The 18,765-nt window shown below is 54.0% G+C and carries 15 protein-coding genes; 5 read left to right on the forward strand and 10 right to left on the reverse strand.

What is annotated here, in order from left to right; translation table 11 throughout:
- Positions 1-3 precede the first annotated feature (3 nt).
- Positions 4-1,755 (forward strand): gamma-glutamyltransferase, encoded by a 1,752-nt coding sequence (ggt, locus tag G9Q38_RS06815; protein WP_166132336.1) that lies wholly within the window; start codon positions 4-6, stop codon positions 1,753-1,755.
- 6 nt (positions 1,756-1,761) lie between these two features.
- Here ggt and purU read toward each other — a convergent pair whose 3' ends face one another.
- From purU to G9Q38_RS06835, 4 genes are read right to left on the reverse strand one after another with little or no spacing between them, the layout of a single operon-like run.
- Positions 1,762-2,616: a formyltetrahydrofolate deformylase gene (gene purU, locus G9Q38_RS06820; RefSeq protein WP_205962362.1), complete on the reverse strand. Its 855-nt coding sequence runs from the start codon at positions 2,614-2,616 to the stop codon at positions 1,762-1,764.
- 9 nt (positions 2,617-2,625) lie between these two features.
- A complete protein-coding gene (locus G9Q38_RS06825; protein ID WP_166129233.1) occupies positions 2,626-3,738 on the reverse strand; it encodes an NAD(P)/FAD-dependent oxidoreductase in 1,113 nt (370 codons plus the stop codon).
- Positions 3,739-3,752: 14 nt separating this feature from the next.
- Positions 3,753-4,382, reverse strand: a complete 630-nt coding sequence (pdxH, locus tag G9Q38_RS06830) for a pyridoxamine 5'-phosphate oxidase (RefSeq protein WP_166129235.1) — start codon at positions 4,380-4,382, stop codon at positions 3,753-3,755.
- A 36-nt stretch (positions 4,383-4,418) separates the two neighbouring features.
- Positions 4,419-5,078 (reverse strand): gamma-glutamylcyclotransferase, encoded by a 660-nt coding sequence (locus tag G9Q38_RS06835; protein WP_228276211.1) that lies wholly within the window; start codon positions 5,076-5,078, stop codon positions 4,419-4,421.
- Between the two features lie 93 nt (positions 5,079-5,171).
- On the opposite strand from G9Q38_RS06835, the gene G9Q38_RS06840 reads away from it, so the two are divergent.
- Complete coding sequence (locus G9Q38_RS06840) at positions 5,172-5,990, forward strand: tRNA threonylcarbamoyladenosine dehydratase (protein ID WP_166129238.1); 819 nt, start codon at positions 5,172-5,174, stop codon at positions 5,988-5,990.
- 33 nt (positions 5,991-6,023) lie between these two features.
- Here the strand turns inward: G9Q38_RS06840 and uvrA are convergent, their stop codons facing one another.
- Positions 6,024-11,765: an excinuclease ABC subunit UvrA gene (gene uvrA / locus G9Q38_RS06845; RefSeq protein ID WP_166129241.1), complete on the reverse strand. Its 5,742-nt coding sequence runs from the start codon at positions 11,763-11,765 to the stop codon at positions 6,024-6,026.
- A gap of 79 nt (positions 11,766-11,844) precedes the next feature.
- Here uvrA and G9Q38_RS15320 point away from each other — a divergent pair, with 79 nt between their 5' ends.
- A complete protein-coding gene (locus tag G9Q38_RS15320; protein ID WP_255455254.1) occupies positions 11,845-11,973 on the forward strand; it encodes a hypothetical protein in 129 nt (42 codons plus the stop codon).
- A gap of 76 nt (positions 11,974-12,049) precedes the next feature.
- On the opposite strand, the gene G9Q38_RS06850 is transcribed toward G9Q38_RS15320, so the two are convergent.
- Entirely contained in the window at positions 12,050-12,547 is a 498-nt protein-coding gene (locus G9Q38_RS06850) for a hypothetical protein (RefSeq protein ID WP_166129244.1), read from the reverse strand.
- A 150-nt stretch (positions 12,548-12,697) separates the two neighbouring features.
- On the opposite strand from G9Q38_RS06850, the gene ettA reads away from it, so the two are divergent.
- Together ettA and G9Q38_RS06860 are read left to right on the forward strand one after the other, a co-directional pair.
- Positions 12,698-14,371 (forward strand): energy-dependent translational throttle protein EttA, encoded by a 1,674-nt coding sequence (gene ettA, locus G9Q38_RS06855; protein WP_166129246.1) that lies wholly within the window; start codon positions 12,698-12,700, stop codon positions 14,369-14,371.
- A gap of 154 nt (positions 14,372-14,525) precedes the next feature.
- The gene (locus G9Q38_RS06860) at positions 14,526-14,756 is read left to right on the forward strand and encodes a YMGG-like glycine zipper-containing protein (protein ID WP_114420169.1); all 231 of its coding nucleotides are present in this window, start codon (positions 14,526-14,528) and stop codon (positions 14,754-14,756) included.
- A gap of 102 nt (positions 14,757-14,858) precedes the next feature.
- Here the strand turns inward: G9Q38_RS06860 and minE are convergent, their stop codons facing one another.
- The 4 genes from minE to G9Q38_RS06880 form a co-directional block, all read right to left on the reverse strand.
- Positions 14,859-15,128: a cell division topological specificity factor MinE gene (minE, locus tag G9Q38_RS06865; protein ID WP_166129249.1), complete on the reverse strand. Its 270-nt coding sequence runs from the start codon at positions 15,126-15,128 to the stop codon at positions 14,859-14,861.
- A 1-nt stretch (position 15,129) separates the two neighbouring features.
- Positions 15,130-15,945, reverse strand: a complete 816-nt coding sequence (minD, locus tag G9Q38_RS06870; protein WP_114420054.1) for a septum site-determining protein MinD — start codon at positions 15,943-15,945, stop codon at positions 15,130-15,132.
- Between the two features lie 78 nt (positions 15,946-16,023).
- On the reverse strand, positions 16,024-16,821 hold the full coding sequence (minC, locus tag G9Q38_RS06875) for a septum site-determining protein MinC (RefSeq protein ID WP_166129252.1): 798 nt from the start codon (positions 16,819-16,821) through the stop codon (positions 16,024-16,026).
- A 66-nt stretch (positions 16,822-16,887) separates the two neighbouring features.
- Positions 16,888-18,645, reverse strand: coding sequence for a glutamine--tRNA ligase/YqeY domain fusion protein (locus G9Q38_RS06880; RefSeq protein ID WP_166129254.1), 1,758 nt, complete (start codon positions 18,643-18,645; stop codon positions 16,888-16,890).
- Positions 18,646-18,765 lie beyond the last annotated feature (120 nt).

Below are 18,765 nucleotides of genomic sequence, written 5' to 3' on the forward strand. Positions count from 1 at the left end.
ATGATGGGAACGAGGCAGGTTGCAGGCTATTTTATCTCGGCTCTGATAGTTGGTAGTTTGTTGTCGGGCATGTCAGTAGCGTTGGCCCGTACACCGGTCAACCCTGAAGAGGCAACAGGTTGGACTGAAAAGTCTTTGGCTCGCGCCGATGACTACATGATTTCAGCCGCGAATCCTCATGCCTCAAAGGCAGGGCTGGCGATACTGGATGCCGGCGGTAGCGCCGTCGATGCTGCGATTGCCGCACAGTTGGTGCTAAGTTTGGTTGAGCCTCAGTCTTCAGGGCTCGGAGGGGGCGGGTTCATGGTGGTGTTCGATGCAGCAAACCAGCGCCTTCGCACTTACGATGCGCGGGAGACCGCGCCGGTGGATTCCAATGGAAGCTATTTCAAAGTTGACGGCGAGGTATTGCCTTTTTGGGATGCGGTGAATAGTGGATTGTCGGTGGGCACTCCAGGTTTGTTGCGTGGCCTGGAAAAAATGCATGCCGATGGCGGGCGCTTGCCATGGGCCGACCTATTCCAGCCGGCAATCCAACTTGCGCGAGACGGCTTTGCGGTGTCGCCCCGTTTGCACGGGCTGCTGCTACGCAGTAAAGAGTTGCGCCAAAGCAAGACCGCCCGGTCTTACTTTTACGATGCGCAAGGCAAACCACGCCCTGTGGGTTATGTGTTGAAGAACCCCGCATTGGCCAGTGTGTTTGAGCAGGTGGCACAACAAGGTGCTGATGCGTTCTATGACGGTGTCATTGCCCACGATATTGTCAGCGCGGTGCGGTCGCACGCAACGCCGGGCACGCTTGCTTTGCCGGATTTGGTCTATTACGAAGCGGTGCCGCGCGAGCCGCTTTGTGTGGCTTATTTAGAGTACGAATTATGCGGAATGGGTCCGCCCAGTTCGGGTCCAGTTACGGTAATGCAAATTTTGCTGATGCTAACGCATACAGATATTCTTGATTACGCCCCTAACTCGCTCGAAGCCGTTCATTTATTTGCCGAAGCGGGGAAGCTGGCGTGTGCGGATCGTGATGTGTATATTGCCGACCCTGACTTCGTGTCCTTTCCTGTGAATACATTGTTGGCCCCCCGTTATATTGCCCGGCGCGCCGCTTTAATTAACCCCGCTCGCGCTATGCCGCGTGCCCGGGCGGGCAATCCGCTTGGAGAAATCTCTACGTTTGGCAAAGACCGTTCTCCTGAGTTACCTTCAACAACACATTTGTCAGTTGTCGATAAAGATGGAAATGTGGTGTCGATGACAACTTCAGTGGAGTCGGCATTTGGCAGCAAAATCATGGTGCGCGGTTTCTTATTAAACAACCAGCTCACTGACTTTTCTTTGCGCGGTGTCGATGAAGCCGGCATGCCGGTTGCCAACCGCGTTGAGCCGAGCAAGCGTCCTCGCAGTTCCATGGCGCCCATGATCGTGCTGCGGGACGGCAAGCCTTATATGGCTATCGGTGCGCCCGGTGGCCCATTCATTATTAGTTTTGTGGCTAAAACGCTATTAGGCGTGTTGGGTTGGGGGCTGGACATTCAAGCTGCAATTGCGCTGCCCAATCGGGGGAGTTGCAATTATGGCACCGAGATTGAGCAGGGAACGCAGCTTGAGTCGCTTGCAACCCCTCTTGAAAAAATGGGCCACAAAGTGCGTTTGGAGTCGCTGCCCAGCGGCTTGCAGGGCATTGTCATCACGCCCGACGGCATCGAAGGCGGAGCCGATCCGCGCCGCGAAGGCGTGGCACTGGGGCGTTAATGTTTTTTAATGAAAGACCACTGTTCGGCTGCCATTCAGCAAAATGCGATGTTCCACATGGCTGCGCACGGCACGTGACAGCACCAGCGACTCAATATCGCTGCCTACCTGGGTAAGATCTTTTGCACTCATATTGTGGTTCACGCGCTCGATATCCTGTTCAATAATCGGGCCTTCATCCAGGTCGGACGTGACATAGTGCGCAGTGGCGCCGATAATTTTGACACCGCGTGCATGCGCCTGATGGTAGGGTTTGGCCCCCTTGAAACTGGGCAGAAAGCTGTGGTGAATGTTAATCGCACGACCCGAAAGCGCACGACACATTTCGGTGCTTAGAATTTGCATATAGCGTGCCAGTACGACCAAGTCTACTTGTTGTTCGTTCACCAGCGCAAGAATGCGTTCTTCCTGTTCCCGTTTTGTTTCGGGGGTGACGGGAAAGTGGTGAAACGGAATGTCATAAGCCTTGGCCATGCCGGCGTGATCGTTGTGGTTCGACACGACACCGACAACGTCGACATTCAACTGGCCGCTGTGTGTGCGAAACAGCAAGTCGTTTAAGCAGTGCCCTTGCCGGCTGGCAAGAATCAGCAAACGCGCTTTGCGTTGCGCATCATGGACACGCGCCTGCATACTGAACTCCTGGGCAACTGCCTGGAACTGCTGTTCAAGCTCTTCTGCTTGCTGATGCTTGGGAAGTTCAAAGTGCACGCGCAGGAAGAACTGTTTGGTTTCGGTGTCGCCGAATTGCTGGGCATCCAGGATATTGCCCTGTCGCTCCAGCAACCAGCCTGAAACACGATGCACAATACCGGTTCGGTCGGGGCAGGACAGGGTCAGAATGTAGTCGTTCATCGTTATCGGTTCGATTTAATCTTGGTTTTCAAGGGCCAGGCGGCATCGCCGTGCGATAGCCAAACAGGCAGTCAGACCTGGCGATTCAATGCCCATTAAATGAACAACACCAGGCACGCCATGCCATGCCGGGCCGGCAATTAAAAAGTCGGCGGCGGGTTGGTCCGGGCCTACAATTTTTGGGCGAATACCGGTGTAAGACGGCATCAGGCCATCGTCTGACAAATTTGGCCAGTATTGTCGCACAGCTTTATAAAAGCGCTCAATGCGGGAAGGGTCAACGGCGTAGTTTATTGTGTCCACCCATTCTGTGTCGGGTCCGAACCGCGCTTGCCCGGCCATATCCAGAGTTAGGTGCACACCCAAGCCTGCTTCGTCGGGCATCGGGTAAATCAGATGCGAAAAGGGTGATCGTTGCATCAGGCTGAAATAATGGCCTTTGCAATAATGGGCGTTTGGGCGCGGTGTGTGCGCATGCCAGGGGAAAAGGCGGGCGATATTCGGTGCCGCCAGGCCGGCTGCGTTTACGACATACCGGGCTGTTAACGACATGGGGTCGGCACCACCGAACTCCAGATGAAAGTTGCCGCTGGCCTGTTCGGCACTTTGAAGCGGTGTGCGAAAGACAAATTGGCAGCCTGCTTGCTCGGCCTGTCCTTGCAAAGAAAGCATAAGGGCGTGGCTATCGATGATGCCGGTTGACGGTGACAGCAAAGCCGCCTGACAAGTGAGTTCCGGTTCCAGGGCAACAGCCTCTGAGGCGGATAGCCATTGAATGTCGGTTACCCCGTTCGTCAACGCGTTGTCGTGCAATGTTTTCAACGCGCCCAACTGGTTGTTGTTGGTGGCGACGATTAACTTGCCGGTTCGTTTGTGCGGTATGTCGTATGCCTCACAATAGTCGTATAAATTTTGTCGTCCGGCCACGCAAAGCCGAGCTTTCAGACTGCCGGCGGGGTAATAAAGGCCTGCGTGAATGACTTCGGAGTTACGCGAACTGGCACCGGTACCGATTTGGCCTTCGGTCTCTACCACCAACACTTCGTGGCCGGCCCGGCTTAGTTCACGTGCTATGGCTAGCCCGATGACACCGGCACCGACGACAATGCATTCAATGTCGACATTCATGAGAGATGCTGAGTTCAGGGTGCCAGGCGTTGGTATGACCAAGCGCTGTTTGGTTGAAGTTCGTAAGCGATTCGGTCGTGCAGCCGCGATGGGCGGCCTTGCCAGAACTCGACATAGTGAGGAGTGAGACGATAGCCCCCCCAATGTTCAGGCCGGGGTGGGTTATCACCCAGCTCATTGGCCAGTTTCCGTGCCCGTGCGTCGAGTGCTTCGCGGGTAATGGGTTGGCTTTGGGGGGAAGCCCAGGCGCCAATGCGCGACGCTAAAGGGCGACTGTGGAAATACGTGTCGGACTCACTTTGTGCAACCTGTTCCACCCGTCCTTCAAACCGAACTTGTCGCTCAAGTTCCGGCCAGAAAAAGAGTGCACTTGCAAAGGGTTGCTCAGCCAGGGCCTGGCCTTTACGTGACTGATAGTTTGTGAAAAACACCAGGCCGCGTGCGTCAAACCCCTTCAGCAAAACGATGCGGGAAGACGGCTGCCCATCCTTTACCGTACCGAGTGTCATGGCAGTGGGTTCAATCACTTCTGCCGTTAGGGCTTCATTGAACCAGAGTTGAAACTGATCGAAGGGATCCGCTTTAACGGTATCTTCACGTAGCGCGTTTTTTTGATAGTCGCGTCGGATATCGGCAATAGACATAATGGTTAGTGTTACGTTTGGGCGCGATTGGCGTAATCAGGTTTGCGGCGGATCGGCGGTATCGTTTCGCAATTGACGAACCAGCGCGTTAAGGCGTGCATCGTGAATGCCGTGATCGCTTAGTGCCTGTGCGGTTTCCAATACGTACTCGATGCAGGGGCCATAGGTACCATGTGCATTGTGGATGATTTCCACCAATTGTGCGTGATTCAAATTGCGAACATAACCATCTTTTTTGCGGTCGACCACAAACACTAGTGCGGGTGTTTGGCCATGTGGTGTTTGACAAAGCAGGTGCCGGGGAATGTATGCGGCACTGGGCATTTCTCGTCTCCACAGTTCATCCAGTGTTTCCGGGATGTCACTGGAACCGACTCGATAAATCATACCGCGGCAGGATCCACCGTTGTCGAGCCCGAATACCAGGCCAGGGCGCTCGGGTGTGCCGCGGTTGATGCGGGACCACAAGCAGAGTGAGCGGTGGTAGCCTTTCAGCAGTGCCGAACGTCGTTCAAGGTAATGAAAGTTCGGGCGCCATACCAATGAACCGTAGCCAAAAACCCATAAGTCCTGGTGTGGTTGCAGGCGACGCATAAACGCTTCAACTGATGCCTGTCGTTCGGCATCAGTCAGGCGCCGAAATGTGCCTGGATTAGGTGTACAGGGGATGTTTGTGGAGACAGCAGTAGTTTTCACAATGCGTTCGACAAGACGATAGCCAGAAGTTTATTTGCCCAATTGGGCCATGATCTAATAGTACTACTATCGTGAGTCGGGTATGTGTGAGTTATGGATAATTTCGAGTCTTCAACAGACGTGGAGCGTCGGTTTTCGGGCCTGGCGCGCTTATATGGTGATGGCGCGCCGGAGCGGCTGGTCAACAGCCATATTGGTGTTGCCGGTTTAGGCGGCGTCGGCTCATGGTGCGCCGAGGCGCTGGCCCGTAGCGGCGTAGGAAATCTGACGCTCATCGACCTCGATCATATTGCCGAATCGAACATTAACCGACAGGTGCATGCTTTAACCGACACGTTGGGGCAGTCGAAAGTCGAGGCCATGGCGCAACGCATTCGGGGTATTAATCCGGCCTGCCGGCTCACGAACATCGATGACTTTGTCGTGCCGGAAAACGTCAGTGCGGTTTTTGGGGAAGACGTTCAATTAATTATTGACTGCACCGATCAAATCAGCGCGAAAGTGGCGATGATTCTTGAGGCTCGTCGCCGCCGTATTCCTATTATTGTTTGCGGTGGTGCGGGGGGTAAAACCGACCTGCTGGCGCTGAAAGTAGACGATCTGGCCTTTTCAACCAACGATGCGCTGTTGGCAAAGTTGCGTAACGTTTTGCGGCGCACCCATGATTTCCCGAAAGGCTCGGTGAGTGGTAAAGCGCGCCGCCGTGTTGCCAAGATGGGCGTGCGCGTTATTTGGTTTGACCAGCCCGCGGTGTTGCCGGCTGCGTGGATGGAGGCAGAAGCGCCGGCCGGGGCGCTACAAGGGTTATCTTGCGCGGGCTATGGTTCTGCGATGGCATTAACCGCAGTCATGGGTTTGGCTGCGGCAAATGACGCCTTACAACAGGTATTGAGGAAAAACGCAAAATCTTAGGCGATGTATCCCTGTACCAAGCGAGTCTTCTGGTTATGCCGCCATAAACGTTTTTAGCACCTGACCCGTGTGTGACCGCTCGGCAATTTTCATAATCGCTTCAGGCGGGCCGTTTTCAACCAGACGACCACCGTTCGTGCCGCCTTCGGGGCCCATGTCCACAATCCAGTCGGCTTCGGCAATGACGTCCAGATTATGCTCAATGACCACCACGGTGTTGCCCGCTTCAACCAGGCGGTGCAGCACATGAATCAGCTTTTCAACGTCGGCCATCGATAGCCCGACGGTGGGTTCATCGAGCACATAAAGGGTGTGGGGTGTGCGTGATGCGCGCCCCGTTGTGATAACGCCTTCGGTTAAGCGTGCCTTGGTGAGTTCGGTAACCAGTTTGATGCGTTGTGCTTCGCCGCCCGACAGCGTGGGCGACGGTTGCCCTAATGTTAAATAACCTAAACCCACATCTTGCATCAGTTTCAGTGCGCGAGAAATTTTCGAATGGGCCGTGAAGTGTTCAACGGCGTCATCCACGTCCATTTTCAAAATTTCACCGGCGCTCTTGCCCTGCCAGTTCACATCGAGTGTGTCGCGGTTGAAACGTTCACCGTTGCAGGCATCACAAGGCACTTTAACGTCGGGCAGAAAGTTCATTTCAATGGTCCGCAGGCCTTGACCTTCGCAAATGGGGCACCGACCATCGCCCGTGTTGAACGAGAAACGCGCCGCCGTCCAGCCACGTAGCCGCGCATCACGCGTGTTGGCAAACAGTTTGCGAATATCATCCCAGAAGCCGACATAAGTGGCGGGGCACGAGCGCGGTGTTTTGCCTATGGGTGTTTGATCAACTTCCAATACACGATCAATGGTTTCCCAACCGGTAATTGATTCGCAGCCGTGCCATTGTGTACTCGATTTACGACCGACGGCATGGGCCAGGTTGTCGAGCAAAACATCGCGCGCCAGCGTGGATTTTCCTGATCCGGAGACGCCGGTGACAACACTGAGGCAGCCGATGGGGATGCGCGCATTGACGTGCTGCAGGTTATGAAGGTGCGCGCCATGGATTTCAATCATCGGGGTTTCGTTGTGAATAACGCGACGCGGTTTGAAAGGGTGCTGCAACGGGTGTTTCAGGTAGCGCCCGGTAAGCGATTGGGGATCCTGCATGATTTCGTCCACGGTTCCCTGAGCCACCACTTGGCCACCCCGCACGCCGGCGCCGGGGCCCATGTCGATAATATGCTGGGCTTTTTTAATGGTGTCTTCGTCGTGTTCAACCACCACAAGGGTGTTGCCGTTCTCTTCAAGGCGGGCCAGCGCTTTCAGCAGAATCTGGTTGTCGCGCGGGTGCAAACCGATAGTGGGTTCGTCCAGCACATAGCAAACGCCTTGCAGATTCGAGCCGAGTTGTGCGGCCAGGCGAATGCGTTGGGCTTCACCGCCCGACAATGTGGGGGCGGCGCGATCCAGGCTTAAATAGTCGAGCCCCACTTCGCGCATAAAGTTCAGCCGCCCTTTGATTTCCTGCAGGATGTCGCGTGCGATTTCCGCATCGCGACCACGTAACACAAGCCCGTTGAAAAAAACATCGGCCTCGGCCACCGACCACGAAGCCAGTTCCGCAATACCTTTGTCGCGCCAGAGTACGGCACGGGATACGCGATTCAGCCGGGCGCCGTTGCACGAAGAGCAACTATGCGCTTCGCCTTCGTACCAGGCATTCCACGCCGTTTCTTCGCCGGTTTGGGTTTCGTCGAACCCTTGCAGGCGCAGGCCGGTACCGAAGCAATCGGTGCACCAGCCATGTTTGGAGTTATACGAAAACATGCGCGGATCGGGTTCAGGAAAACTGGTGCCGCAGCAGGGGCAGGCCCGTTTCACCGAAAAATGCTGTGCCGCAAGCCCTTGCAACGCTTCGAAGTTTCGGCGGTCGTCGATTGGGCCGGATGCGTCGGTAAGCGGTGCCAAGACGGTCAGGGTGCCATGGCCGTGCTCCAGCGCCTGCCGAATGGCCTGGCGCAGCGCCAGCTCTTCTTTCGGATCGACGATCAGATCGGCGATCGGCAATTCAATCGAGTGCTCTTTGTAGCGGTCGAGGCGGGGCCACGGCGATACGGGTATGAATTCACCGTCGACACGAAGGTGAGTGTAGCCTTTGCCTTGGGCCCATTTCGCCAAGTCGGTGTAATAACCCTTGCGCGCCGATACCAGCGGCGCCAACAGGCCAATGTGCTGTCCTTTGTGGTCGCGAATAAGTTGGGCGGCAATTTGTTCGGGCGATTGCGAGCTAACTTCAACGTTGCAGTCGGGGCACATTTGGGTACCCAGTTTGACGTATAGCAAACGCAGAAAATGGTGGATCTCCGTCATGGTGGCCACGGTCGATTTACGCCCACCACGACTGGTGCGTTGCTCGATGGCGACGGTAGGCGGAATGCCGTAGATGGCGTCGACATCGGGTTTGCCGGCCGGTTGCACAATGGCGCGGGCGTAGGCGTTCAACGATTCAAGATAACGGCGTTGCCCTTCGTTGAACAGGATATCGAACGCCAGCGTGGACTTGCCCGAGCCCGACACGCCCGTGATGACCGTGAAGGTATCGCGTGGAATGTGGACGTTGACGCCTTTCAGATTATGTTCGCGCGCATTCAGAATGCTGATGTTGCGGGATAAGTTATGTTGTTTGCGCAACGACGTTTGCAGCGGCGTCCCTGCTTCATTGTTGTGGCTTGTACTGGTTGCTTGATAGGGCTTTGAGGGCTCTGCCAGTGTGGGGGAAGAAAAGACAATATTGCCTTCATATTCGCTTAGCGCCCGGCCTGTATAAGAGCGCGCGTTCTGCATGATGTCGTTGGGTGTGCCGGCGGCAATCAGTTCCCCGCCGCGTTCTCCGCCGTCCGGCCCCAGGTCGAGCATCCAGTCAGCCGCGCGTACCACATCCAGGTTGTGTTCAATAATCAATAAAGAGTGGCCGGCTGCGAGTAGTTTTCGGAACGCGCGCATGAGTCGGGCCACGTCGTCGAAGTGCAGGCCGGTGGTGGGCTCGTCGAATAAAAACAAATTGCCGCGCTTGGCAACCTTGGCACTTGAAAGGGTGCTGCGCGAGGCTGCAGCAAGATGGCCGGCCAGTTTCAGCCGTTGTGCTTCGCCACCGGAAAGTGTCGGTACGGGTTGGCCCAGTCGCACATATTCAAGCCCAACGTCGGCCAGTGGGGCCAGGCCGGTTTGTACATCGCGCAGGCCCGAAAAGAAGCTTAGGGCTTCGTTAACGGTCATCTCCAGCACTTGATCGATGGTCGCGCTGCGGCCTAGATGTTCTACGCGTACTTCCAGTACTTCCGGCCGATAACGTTTGCCGTCGCAATCCGGGCATCGCAAATACACATCCGACAGGAACTGCATTTCCACATGTTCGAAGCCGGTACCGCCGCAAGTGGGGCAGCGTCCATCACCATTGTTGAAGCTGAATGTGCCGGCCGTATAGCCGCGTTCTTTGGCCAATGGCGCCTGGGAAAACAGTTTGCGAATAGCGTCGAACGCGCCGACGTAACTGGCGGGGTTGGATCGTGCCGTCTTCCCAATGGGGCTTTGGTCCACCATGATCACATCGGCAATCAGTTCCGCACCTAATAAATGAGTGAAGGGGCCCGGCGCTTCCGTGGGTTTGCCTTTTTGCTTCAGCAGGGCCGGGTACAGTACGTCTTGCACCAATGTCGATTTGCCTGAACCCGATACCCCGGTAAGGCATACGAGGCGGCCCAGCGGAATGGAAACCGACACATTCTTGAGGTTGTTGGCCGTTACACCTTCCAGTAAAAGTTTTGGTGTGCCGGCTTGCACTGTCATTGGGCGAGGCGCTTCCACACGTAATCGATTGCCCAGATAGTTCCCTGTGAGCGTATCCGCATTGCGCAGTTCATCCGGGTTGCCGTCAAAAATAATTTGCCCACCGCGTTCTCCCGGCCCTGGGCCGATATCAATAATACGGTCGGCGGCCACCATAACCTGCGGGTCGTGTTCCACCACAACCAGGGTGTTGCCGTTGTCACGCAAACGCTGCATGACTTCCACAATGCGATGCATGTCGCGGGGGTGAAGGCCAATAGAAGGTTCGTCCAGAACAAACAGGGTATTGACCAAAGAGGTGCCCAGCGCGGTGGTGAGGTTGATGCGTTGAACCTCTCCGCCGGACAGCGTGCGGCTTTGTCGGTCAAGCGATAAATAGCCCAGCCCGACATCACACAGAAAGTTCAGGCGAGCCCTGACTTCATTCAACAGCAAATCCAGTGCTGCATCGAGCGCCGATCCGAAACTCAATTCAGCGAAAAACCCTTTAACCTGATCGATAGGCAGTTGCATGAGGTCATGCACACTCAGGCCGGGCAGCGCATTCAATTGCGCTTGCGTCCATTCGGCATGAACCGGCATGAAACGGGGAGTGGTACTGGATGCGGGAACGACATGTTGGCCCAGGCGCCAAAGCGTGGCGTCTGGCTTTAGCCGCGCGCCGCCGCAATGGGGGCAGGGGGTGTAGCTGCGATATTTCGATAGCAACACACGTACATGCATTTTGTAGGCTTTGGTCTCCAGCCAATCAAAAAAGCGCTGCGCGCCATACCATTGTGTTTGCCAGGCTTTAGGCCCACCTTTCCAGTTTGGGTCACCATGAATGACCCAGTGCTTCTCGGCTTCGGTCAGATCGCGCCAGGGGGTGTCGAGGCGCACTTCAGCTGCGGGTGCATAACGTTGCAACTCTTGCTGGCATTCCTTATAGCTATTGGTTTGCCAAGGCTTAATGGCGCCTTCCCGTAGCGTTTTGGTCTCGTCCGGCACGACCAGGCCGAAGTCGATCCCCATGACGCGACCAAACCCACGGCAGTGCTCGCACGCGCCTAACGGCGAGTTGAATGAGAAAGTACTGGGTAATGGGCGCGCGTAATCAATGTTGCATTGTGCGCAATGCAACCGGTTACTGAAGCGCCATGCTGTTTCCGGTTCGTCGGGGCCGTCGGAGGCATAAATGGTGATGTATCCCCCGCCTTGTTTAAGGGCGGTATCCAGGGCCTCCATGACACGGCTGCTTTCCGCATTGCCGAAACGAAAGCGGTCTTGTACAACGTGCAATTGCAAACGGGTTTGCGTGTCGGTAGCGGCTTTTTTGCCGGCTTTTGTTTTCGGTTTGCTGCGGGCAGTGTCAACGGTGTGGCTGCCAGTGAAAGTGATCGTTTCCTGATGGTGAACTCGGGTGTAGCCTTGTTGTTCCAGGAACCCGCGAATTTCTTCTTCGCTGAACGAGGCAGGCACAGACACGGGAAAAGTGATGATCAGACGCGGATCGTGTTCACGTGTACGTTCGGCCAGCGCTTGCTGAATTGACCGTGGGTCGTCGCGCCGCACTTCTTGGCCGCAACAGCGGCAAAACAAACGCCCCATACGTGCAAAGAGCAACTTGATATGGTCGTTCAGCTCGGTCATGGTGCCGACGGTGCTGCGCGAGTTGCGTACTGGGTTGACTTGATCGATGGCGATGGCCGGCAAAATGCCTTCAATACGGTCAACCTGAGGTTTATCCATGCGGTCGAGAAATTGGCGTGCGTAGGGTGAAAAAGTTTCCACATAGCGCCGTTGGCCTTCAGCATAAAGGGTGTCGAACGCCAAAGAGCTTTTGCCCGAGCCCGACACACCGGTAAGAACCAGCAGTTCGCCGTTCTGAATGGTGACATCAAGGTTTTTAAGGTTGTTTTGGCGTGCGCCGAATATGCGGATAGGAGCGTTCATGAGAGGTTACAGCAGGCGAATTGAGTTGAACGTGGAGTTTACGGTAGAATAGTGGGTTAAATACAGTTCGGAGAATGTCATGGCTGAAATCAAGCGTAACCGTCGTAACACCATTGAGCGTCGTTGCCTGGGTAAAGCGTTCAAGCGTCTTTTTGTGCGCTCGCCCAAAGGCGTGTTCAAAATGCTGGAAAAAGTAAAGCGCGCCTGATTTCTTTCAGGTTTCGTTGAAAAGCCCGAAGTATTCATTGCTTCGGGCTTTTTGTTTGGTTTTCTGGGTGCACCGGTTAATGTAATTTTTTCGGGTCGCCTGATTGAACATGGAATGCGTCCTCGCCGTTATCCGGTTCATCGTCATCGTCGTCAGGCGCAGGTTCAGGTTCGTCGAGCTGGAATGGCAGTACCCCTTCAATTTCCAGGCTCCAGGCAATTTCATCGCCCTCATGATCCACTTTAATAAAGCGGATACCTTCGAGGTCGGACAATTGAATGGCCCATAAGAACTCGCATTCGTAGATATCGTTTTTACCGACGGTTAACCCGCCCTTATTACCCAAAATGCGCGCTTTCTTTCCGCCGATGGCAACATTGACACCGTCTTCATCGGTTTCGTCTTTCCCTAGTGGAATCCCGAAAATCACCCATTCAAAGCCGGTTTCCTCAGCGTCAATGAGCTCAGCAAGCACGGGCTTGCCAATATAAGCACTCAGGGCGTCGGCTGTGCGGCCGAGTTTGTCGAGTTCTTCTTGGGTGAAAACAAGGGGCGCCGGCGCGCTGGATGTCATAGCGATAACCTGTCTTTCGATTGCAAAGCTTTATTCTAGTTGATTAACCCGTCTTAACAAGAACGGCCTGTTTCTGTCATGGCTGCGGCTTTATTTTTCTTAACAGCCTACAATCGGGGTTTGTTATTTAACGGTTTTTGAATTCAAGGTATGGCTCAATACGTTTACACCATGAATCGGGTCGGCAAAATTGTGCCCCCGAAGAAACAGATTTTGCGTGATATTTCCCTGTCGTTTTTTCCAGGTGCCAAAATTGGCGTGCTGGGCTTGAACGGCGCAGGTAAATCCACCTTGCTGAAAATCATGGCAGGTGTGGATAAAGAAATTGAGGGGGAGGCTATCCCCATGCCGGGTATTAAAGTAGGGTATTTGCCTCAAGAGCCTCAACTCAATCCAGAGCACACGGTCAGGCAGGCGGTAGAAGAGGGCATTGGCGAAGTCTTTGAGGCACGTAAACGCCTCGATGAGGTTTACGCGGCCTATGCCGAGCCCGACGCCGACTTCGACGCATTGGCTGCCGAACAGGCGGAGTTGGAGGCGGTCATTGCGGCAGCTGCGTCCAGCGGTTCAGACGACATCGAAACTCAAATGGAAATCGCGGCCGACGCGTTACGTATACCCGCCTGGGATGCGCAAGTCGACAACCTGTCTGGAGGTGAAAAGCGCCGGGTGGCATTATGCCGTCTTTTGTTGTCCAAGCCCGATATGCTGTTGTTGGATGAGCCCACCAACCACCTGGACGCGGAAAGTGTCGAATGGTTAGAAGTATTTTTGCGCAAATTCCCGGGTACAGTGGTGGCGGTTACTCATGATCGTTATTTCCTCGACAACGCGGCTGAGTGGATTCTGGAGCTCGACCGCGGGCATGGGATCCCCTGGAAAGGGAACTACAGTTCATGGCTTGAGCAAAAAGATGCACGTTTAAAGCAAGAAGAGGCTTCCGAGTCGGCACGCCAGCGCACCATCAAGAAAGAACTGGAATGGGTGCGACAAAACCCGAAAGGGCGTCAGGCAAAAGCTAAAGCACGTCTGGCAAGGTTTGAAGAGCTGTCTTCCCACGAATACCAGAAGCGCAACGAAACCCAGGAAATATTTATCCCCGTTGCCGAGCGTCTGGGTAACGAGGTGATTGAGTTCGACGGCGTTAGCAAGGCTTTTGGAGATCGCCTGCTCATGGATAACTTGAGTTTCAAGGTTCCAGCCGGCGCAATTGTGGGTATTATCGGGCCCAATGGCGCTGGTAAGTCGACCCTGTTTCGCATGATTAGCGGGCGTGAACAACCCGATTCGGGCAATGTGAAAATTGGGCAAACGGTGAAGATTTCCCATGTGGATCAATCGCGTGATGCATTACCCGATGATAAAACGGTATTTGATGCGCTGTCAGACGGTGCAGATCTAATCAACGTGGGTAAGTTTGAAATGTCGTCGCGCGCTTATTTAGGGCGTTTTAATTTCCGTGGCGGCGATCAGAATAAACACGTTGGCAATTTGTCGGGTGGTGAGCGGGGCCGCTTCCATTTGGCTAAAACGCTTATCGCCGGCGGTAACGTACTATTGCTCGACGAACCGTCCAACGACCTGGATGTTGAAACACTGCGTGCGCTTGAGGACGCCCTGCTTGAGTTCGCCGGTACGGTCATGGTGATTAGCCACGATCGGTGGTTTCTCGACCGGATTGCAACGCATATTTTGGCATTCGAAGGTGATTCGCAAGTGGTCTTCTTCGATGGCAATTACCAGGAGTATGAGGAAGATAAGCGTCGTCGATTGGGTGAAGAAGGTGCAAAGCCCAAGCGCATACGCTACAAATCGCTTAAGTGAGTTGTTACAAAATGCGTGTCTAAAATACGTTTTTCATGGTGGGTTTGTTTATATTAAGATACATTATTTGCGTCTCTTAACAACGCCCATGGCCATATTTTGGCAATCTGAACCCATCGCATTTGCGTTTGTTATTCATAAATTGGAGGGATCCATGCAATACAAGAAATTCAGTAAATTGGCTGCAGTGATGGTTTTTGCCGGGGCGATGGCCGGCTGTTCAACCTGGGACAACATGACCGGTCGTGAAAAAGCTGCCGTAACCGGTGCAGGTGTGGGTGGCGTAGTTGGCGCTGCTGCTACAGGCGGCGGTGTGTTGGGTACGGTCGGTGGTGCCGCAATTGGTGGTGTAGTTGGTGATCAAATCGGCAAGCACAACGATTAATTATTCGGCTCGCGCAAAGTAGTTAATTAAATGAAACGGCCCCTGCACTTATGTGCAGGGGCCGTTTCACTTCGCCTTTTTCACGTACTATCTGGCTGAGGGTTACGCGCGTCGGTTGTCCATTTGAGGCATTTCGATTTTTACCTCAAGGACTTCCAGCGAGTCGTGACGATCGAGGTTAACCTTGATGTCGTCGGGCTGAATTTTCACATATTTGGAGATGACGTCCACCAATTCTTTTTGCAGTTCGGGCAGAAAATCCGGGGCGGCGCTGTTTCCGCCGCGCTCATTAATAAGAATAAGCTGCAAACGGTCTTTGGCGACACTGGCCGAGGTTTTTTTCTGCCCCAATAAAAATGAAAGAAACGACATATTACTTACCCCCGAACAGACGCTTGAGCAGGCCGGGTTTTTCGTAGTCGGTAAAGCGTAACGGACGTTCTTCGCCTAAATAACGTGCCACGACGTCTTGGTAGGCTTCAGAAACGTCGCTACCACGAACATGAATGGCCGGTATACCTTGATTTGACGCCTGCAAGACTGATTCTGATTCAGGCACGACTCCTAAAAGCTTAATGCGCAGAATATCCTCGATGTCTTGCAACGACAGCATTTCTCCGTCTGAAACGCGTTTTGGGTTGTAACGCGTTAGCAACAGGTATTCTTTAATAGGATCTTCGCTATGGATGGCGCGATGCGATTTGGATGAAAGGATGCCCAGAATACGATCGGAGTCGCGCACTGACGAAACTTCCGGGTTGGTGACGACGAGGGCATCGTCGGCGAAATAGGAAGCCATAAGCGCGCCTGTTTCAATACCCGCGGGGGAGTCGCACACGATGTATTCGAAGCCCATATGTTTGAGTTCGTTCAACGTTTTTTCGACACCTTCGCGGGTTAAAGCATCTTTGTCGCGTGTTTGGGATGCGGGCAAAATGTAAAGATTTTCAATTTGCTTGTCGCGGATAAGGGCCTGTTTCAGTGTCGCTTCGCCTTGAATAACATTGACGAAATCATAGACAACCCGTCGTTCGCAACCCATAATCAAATCCAGGTTTCGAAGGCCGACGTCGAAGTCGATAACGACGGTTTTAAACCCGCGCATGGCCAGGCCGGAGGAGAAGCTGGCACTGGTGGTTGTTTTGCCCACACCGCCTTTGCCGGATGTCACTACAACAATTCGCGCCATGACGATATTTTTCCTTTATGTTGGATAGAGTAAATCACGTAATCGTATAGCAAAACAGCTATAAAAAGGTAACCGGGTTTAGCCTTTTGAATCCAGCGGCAAAATATCCAGCTTATCGCTTTGCAACTGAACGATGGCCGGCTTGTTGCGAACACTGGCCTCCAGTTCGGCTTCTATGACTCGATAAACTCCGGCTACCGCCAGGAGTTCTGGATCGAGCTGCGTAGCGAAAATTCGTGCGTTGGTATCGCCACGGGCACCGGCCATGGCTTTGCCTCTTAGGGGGCCGTAAACATGGATATTGCCGTCGGCAATGACTTCCGCACCTTGGCTTACCATGCCTACCACAATGAGGTCGCCGCCTTTTGCGTAAATGCGCTGTCCCGATCTCAGGGGGCGGTCTATCACCATGGTGGTGGACGCAGGTTCAATGTTTTCTTTGGGTGTCGAGGCCGGAACGGCATCTGTTTTACCGGCCATTGAGTCGATGGTTTGCGTGGCATTGGAACTTGAGTTCGGGCTCGTGTTTGCCGGCGCAACATTTTTGGAAGGTGCATTCGACAAGTCGACAGCCGTTAAGCCCTCACGTAGCGCCGATTCCAGATTCTTGTCGTTGGCCATCACGCCGATTGGCGATAATTTGTGTGCCCGAAGGGCTTTCAGCAGTGCCTTCCAGTTAATATTTTCCGTCAGGGCGGTTGCATCAATGACAATTGCTTCATTTTCGAAAAATGCACCGGCGTCTTTCATGCGCTGATCCAGCGCGTTAGTGAGCGCGTTGAGGTCGGCACTGTGCAGCACCACACGAATGGCATACAGTGTTGCGCTTTTGAAGTCGAGCGCGCTGAGATCGGGTTTTGAGGAAGAGTCGCTCACGGAATTCAGAACAGTTTATAAGGGATGGGCGCTATTGTGCCTTTCAGCGCGTTGCGTTGCAATATTTCACACCCATGTGTCTTTTAAGGTAACGGCGCGGTTAAGAACCGGTTTTTCCGGGGTTGAGTCAACTTGATCGGCGACAAAATAACCCAAGCGTTCAAATTGCCAGGTTTTCCCGGGGGCGGCAATGGTGCCGGGCTCAAGCCAGCCTTTGATTGTTTGACAAGAGTCTGGGTTCAAGGCCTCAAGAAAGTCTTTGTCGCCGGCATCGGGATGCGGATCTGCGAAAAGACGATCATACAGCCTTATTGTGGCGGGCACGGCATGCTCTACGCTGACCCAAGTAATATTGCCTTTGACTTTGACGGAAGACGCACCGGGCGTACCGCTTTTCGTATCGGGCAGGTACTCGGCGTGGACTTCAATAATGTTGCCGTCTTCGTCTTTCACACACCCCGTGCAAGTAACGATGTAGCCATATTTTAGCCGGACCGTATTTCCTGGGAAGAGCCGGAAATATTTCTTGGGCGGCTCTTCGCGAAAGTCGTCACGTTCAATCCAGAGTTCACGTGAGAAAGGGAACTCCCGTTGGCCGGCTTCGGGGTGATGTGGGTGCCGCGGGGCGTGGCACAGCTCGGTTTGATCTTCAGGGTAATTGGTAATGATCAGCTTGACGGGGTCGAGAACGGCTACGCTGCGATCGGCGACAGGGTCGAGATCATCGCGCAATGCCTGTTCGAGTGTGCTGTAGTCAATACGGGAATCGGCCTTGGAGACGCCAACGCGTTCAACAAACAAACGAATCGATGAAGGCGTATAACCGCGTCGGCGCAACCCGACCAAAGTCGGCATACGAGGGTCGTCCCAGCCTTGTACATGCCCTTCGCGCACCAACTGCAGGAGTTTACGTTTGCTAGTGATGACATAGTTCAGATTCAAACGGGCGAATTCGTACTGACGGGGCAAGGGTTCACCCAATTGGCCAAGTTCGGCCAGCCTGGCCAGAATCCAGTCGTAGAAGGGGCGCTGATCTTCAAACTCCAGCGTACAAATACTGTGTGTGATGCCTTCCAGCGCATCTTCCACAGGGTGGGCCCATGTGTACATGGGGTAAATACACCATTTATCGCCGGTACGATGATGTTTGGCGTGTCGGATGCGATACAGAACGGGGTCGCGCATATTGATATTGGGCGAGCCCATATCAATTTTCGCGCGCAAAGCCATGCTGGCGTCGGGGTGTTTCCCGTCGCGCATTTCTTCCAGGCGTTGCAGTGATTCTTCAGCAGGTCTGTCGCGCCAGACCGAATTTTTGCCCTTCTCGGTGAGCGTTCCCCGGTTTTCGCGCATTTGTTCAGGGGTTTGCTCATCGACGTATGCGTAGCCGGCCTGGATCAAGGATTGGGCGAAAGCGTACATGGTGTCGAAGTAGTCGCTGGCGTAATAAAGGTTTGTTTCACCTTCGTATTGCCAGTTGAAACCCAACCATTTCACCGTATCAATAATCGATTGAACGTACTCGTCGTCTTCTTTTTCCGGGTTTGTGTCGTCGAAACGCAGATGACAAGTGCCTTGGTAGTCGCGTGCCAGGCCAAAGTTCAGACAGATACTTTTTGCGTGGCCAATATGCAAATAGCCGTTGGGCTCGGGAGGGAAGCGGGTACGGATTTTGGCCGGGTCGGGTGTGCCGTTTTGTTGTACCGATAACGGACCCGGGCGTCCGGCCCAGCGTTTACCTGCAAAACGGTTGGCTGCGAGGTCGTTTTCAATAATCGTGCGCAGGAAATTAGAGCTGGGAGTGGAGCTGGATTCCGTGGTCATAAGGTCGAAAGCTAATACGAGAGAGTCAATACAATATTAAAAGAGCATTTTGCCATGATCTGCACCATTTGCCTGTGAGAGAGTCCGCGGTTAGCATTATGTGGCACATTATTCGCGGGA

This window comes from Pusillimonas sp. DMV24BSW_D, assembly GCF_011388195.1.
Classification (GTDB): Bacteria; Pseudomonadota; Gammaproteobacteria; order Burkholderiales; family Burkholderiaceae_B; genus Neopusillimonas; species Neopusillimonas aestuarii.

Coding starts and splice junctions, on each gene's coding strand:
- uvrA (WP_166129241.1), bottom strand. CDS start 11,765: ATGAACGCTCCTATCCGCATATTCGGCGCACGCCAAAACAACCTTAAA.
- minD (WP_114420054.1), bottom strand. CDS start 15,945: ATGGCGCGAATTGTTGTAGTGACATCCGGCAAAGGCGGTGTGGGCAAA.
- G9Q38_RS06850 (WP_166129244.1), bottom strand. CDS start 12,547: ATGACATCCAGCGCGCCGGCGCCCCTTGTTTTCACCCAAGAAGAACTC.
- ettA (WP_166129246.1), top strand. CDS start 12,698: ATGGCTCAATACGTTTACACCATGAATCGGGTCGGCAAAATTGTGCCC.
- G9Q38_RS06860 (WP_114420169.1), top strand. CDS start 14,526: ATGCAATACAAGAAATTCAGTAAATTGGCTGCAGTGATGGTTTTTGCC.
- G9Q38_RS06840 (WP_166129238.1), top strand. CDS start 5,172: ATGGATAATTTCGAGTCTTCAACAGACGTGGAGCGTCGGTTTTCGGGC.
- ggt (WP_166132336.1), top strand. CDS start 4: ATGGGAACGAGGCAGGTTGCAGGCTATTTTATCTCGGCTCTGATAGTT.
- G9Q38_RS06825 (WP_166129233.1), bottom strand. CDS start 3,738: ATGAATGTCGACATTGAATGCATTGTCGTCGGTGCCGGTGTCATCGGG.
- pdxH (WP_166129235.1), bottom strand. CDS start 4,382: ATGTCTATTGCCGATATCCGACGCGACTATCAAAAAAACGCGCTACGT.
- G9Q38_RS06880 (WP_166129254.1), bottom strand. CDS start 18,645: ATGACCACGGAATCCAGCTCCACTCCCAGCTCTAATTTCCTGCGCACG.
- minE (WP_166129249.1), bottom strand. CDS start 15,128: ATGTCGTTTCTTTCATTTTTATTGGGGCAGAAAAAAACCTCGGCCAGT.
- G9Q38_RS15320 (WP_255455254.1), top strand. CDS start 11,845: ATGGCTGAAATCAAGCGTAACCGTCGTAACACCATTGAGCGTCGTTGC.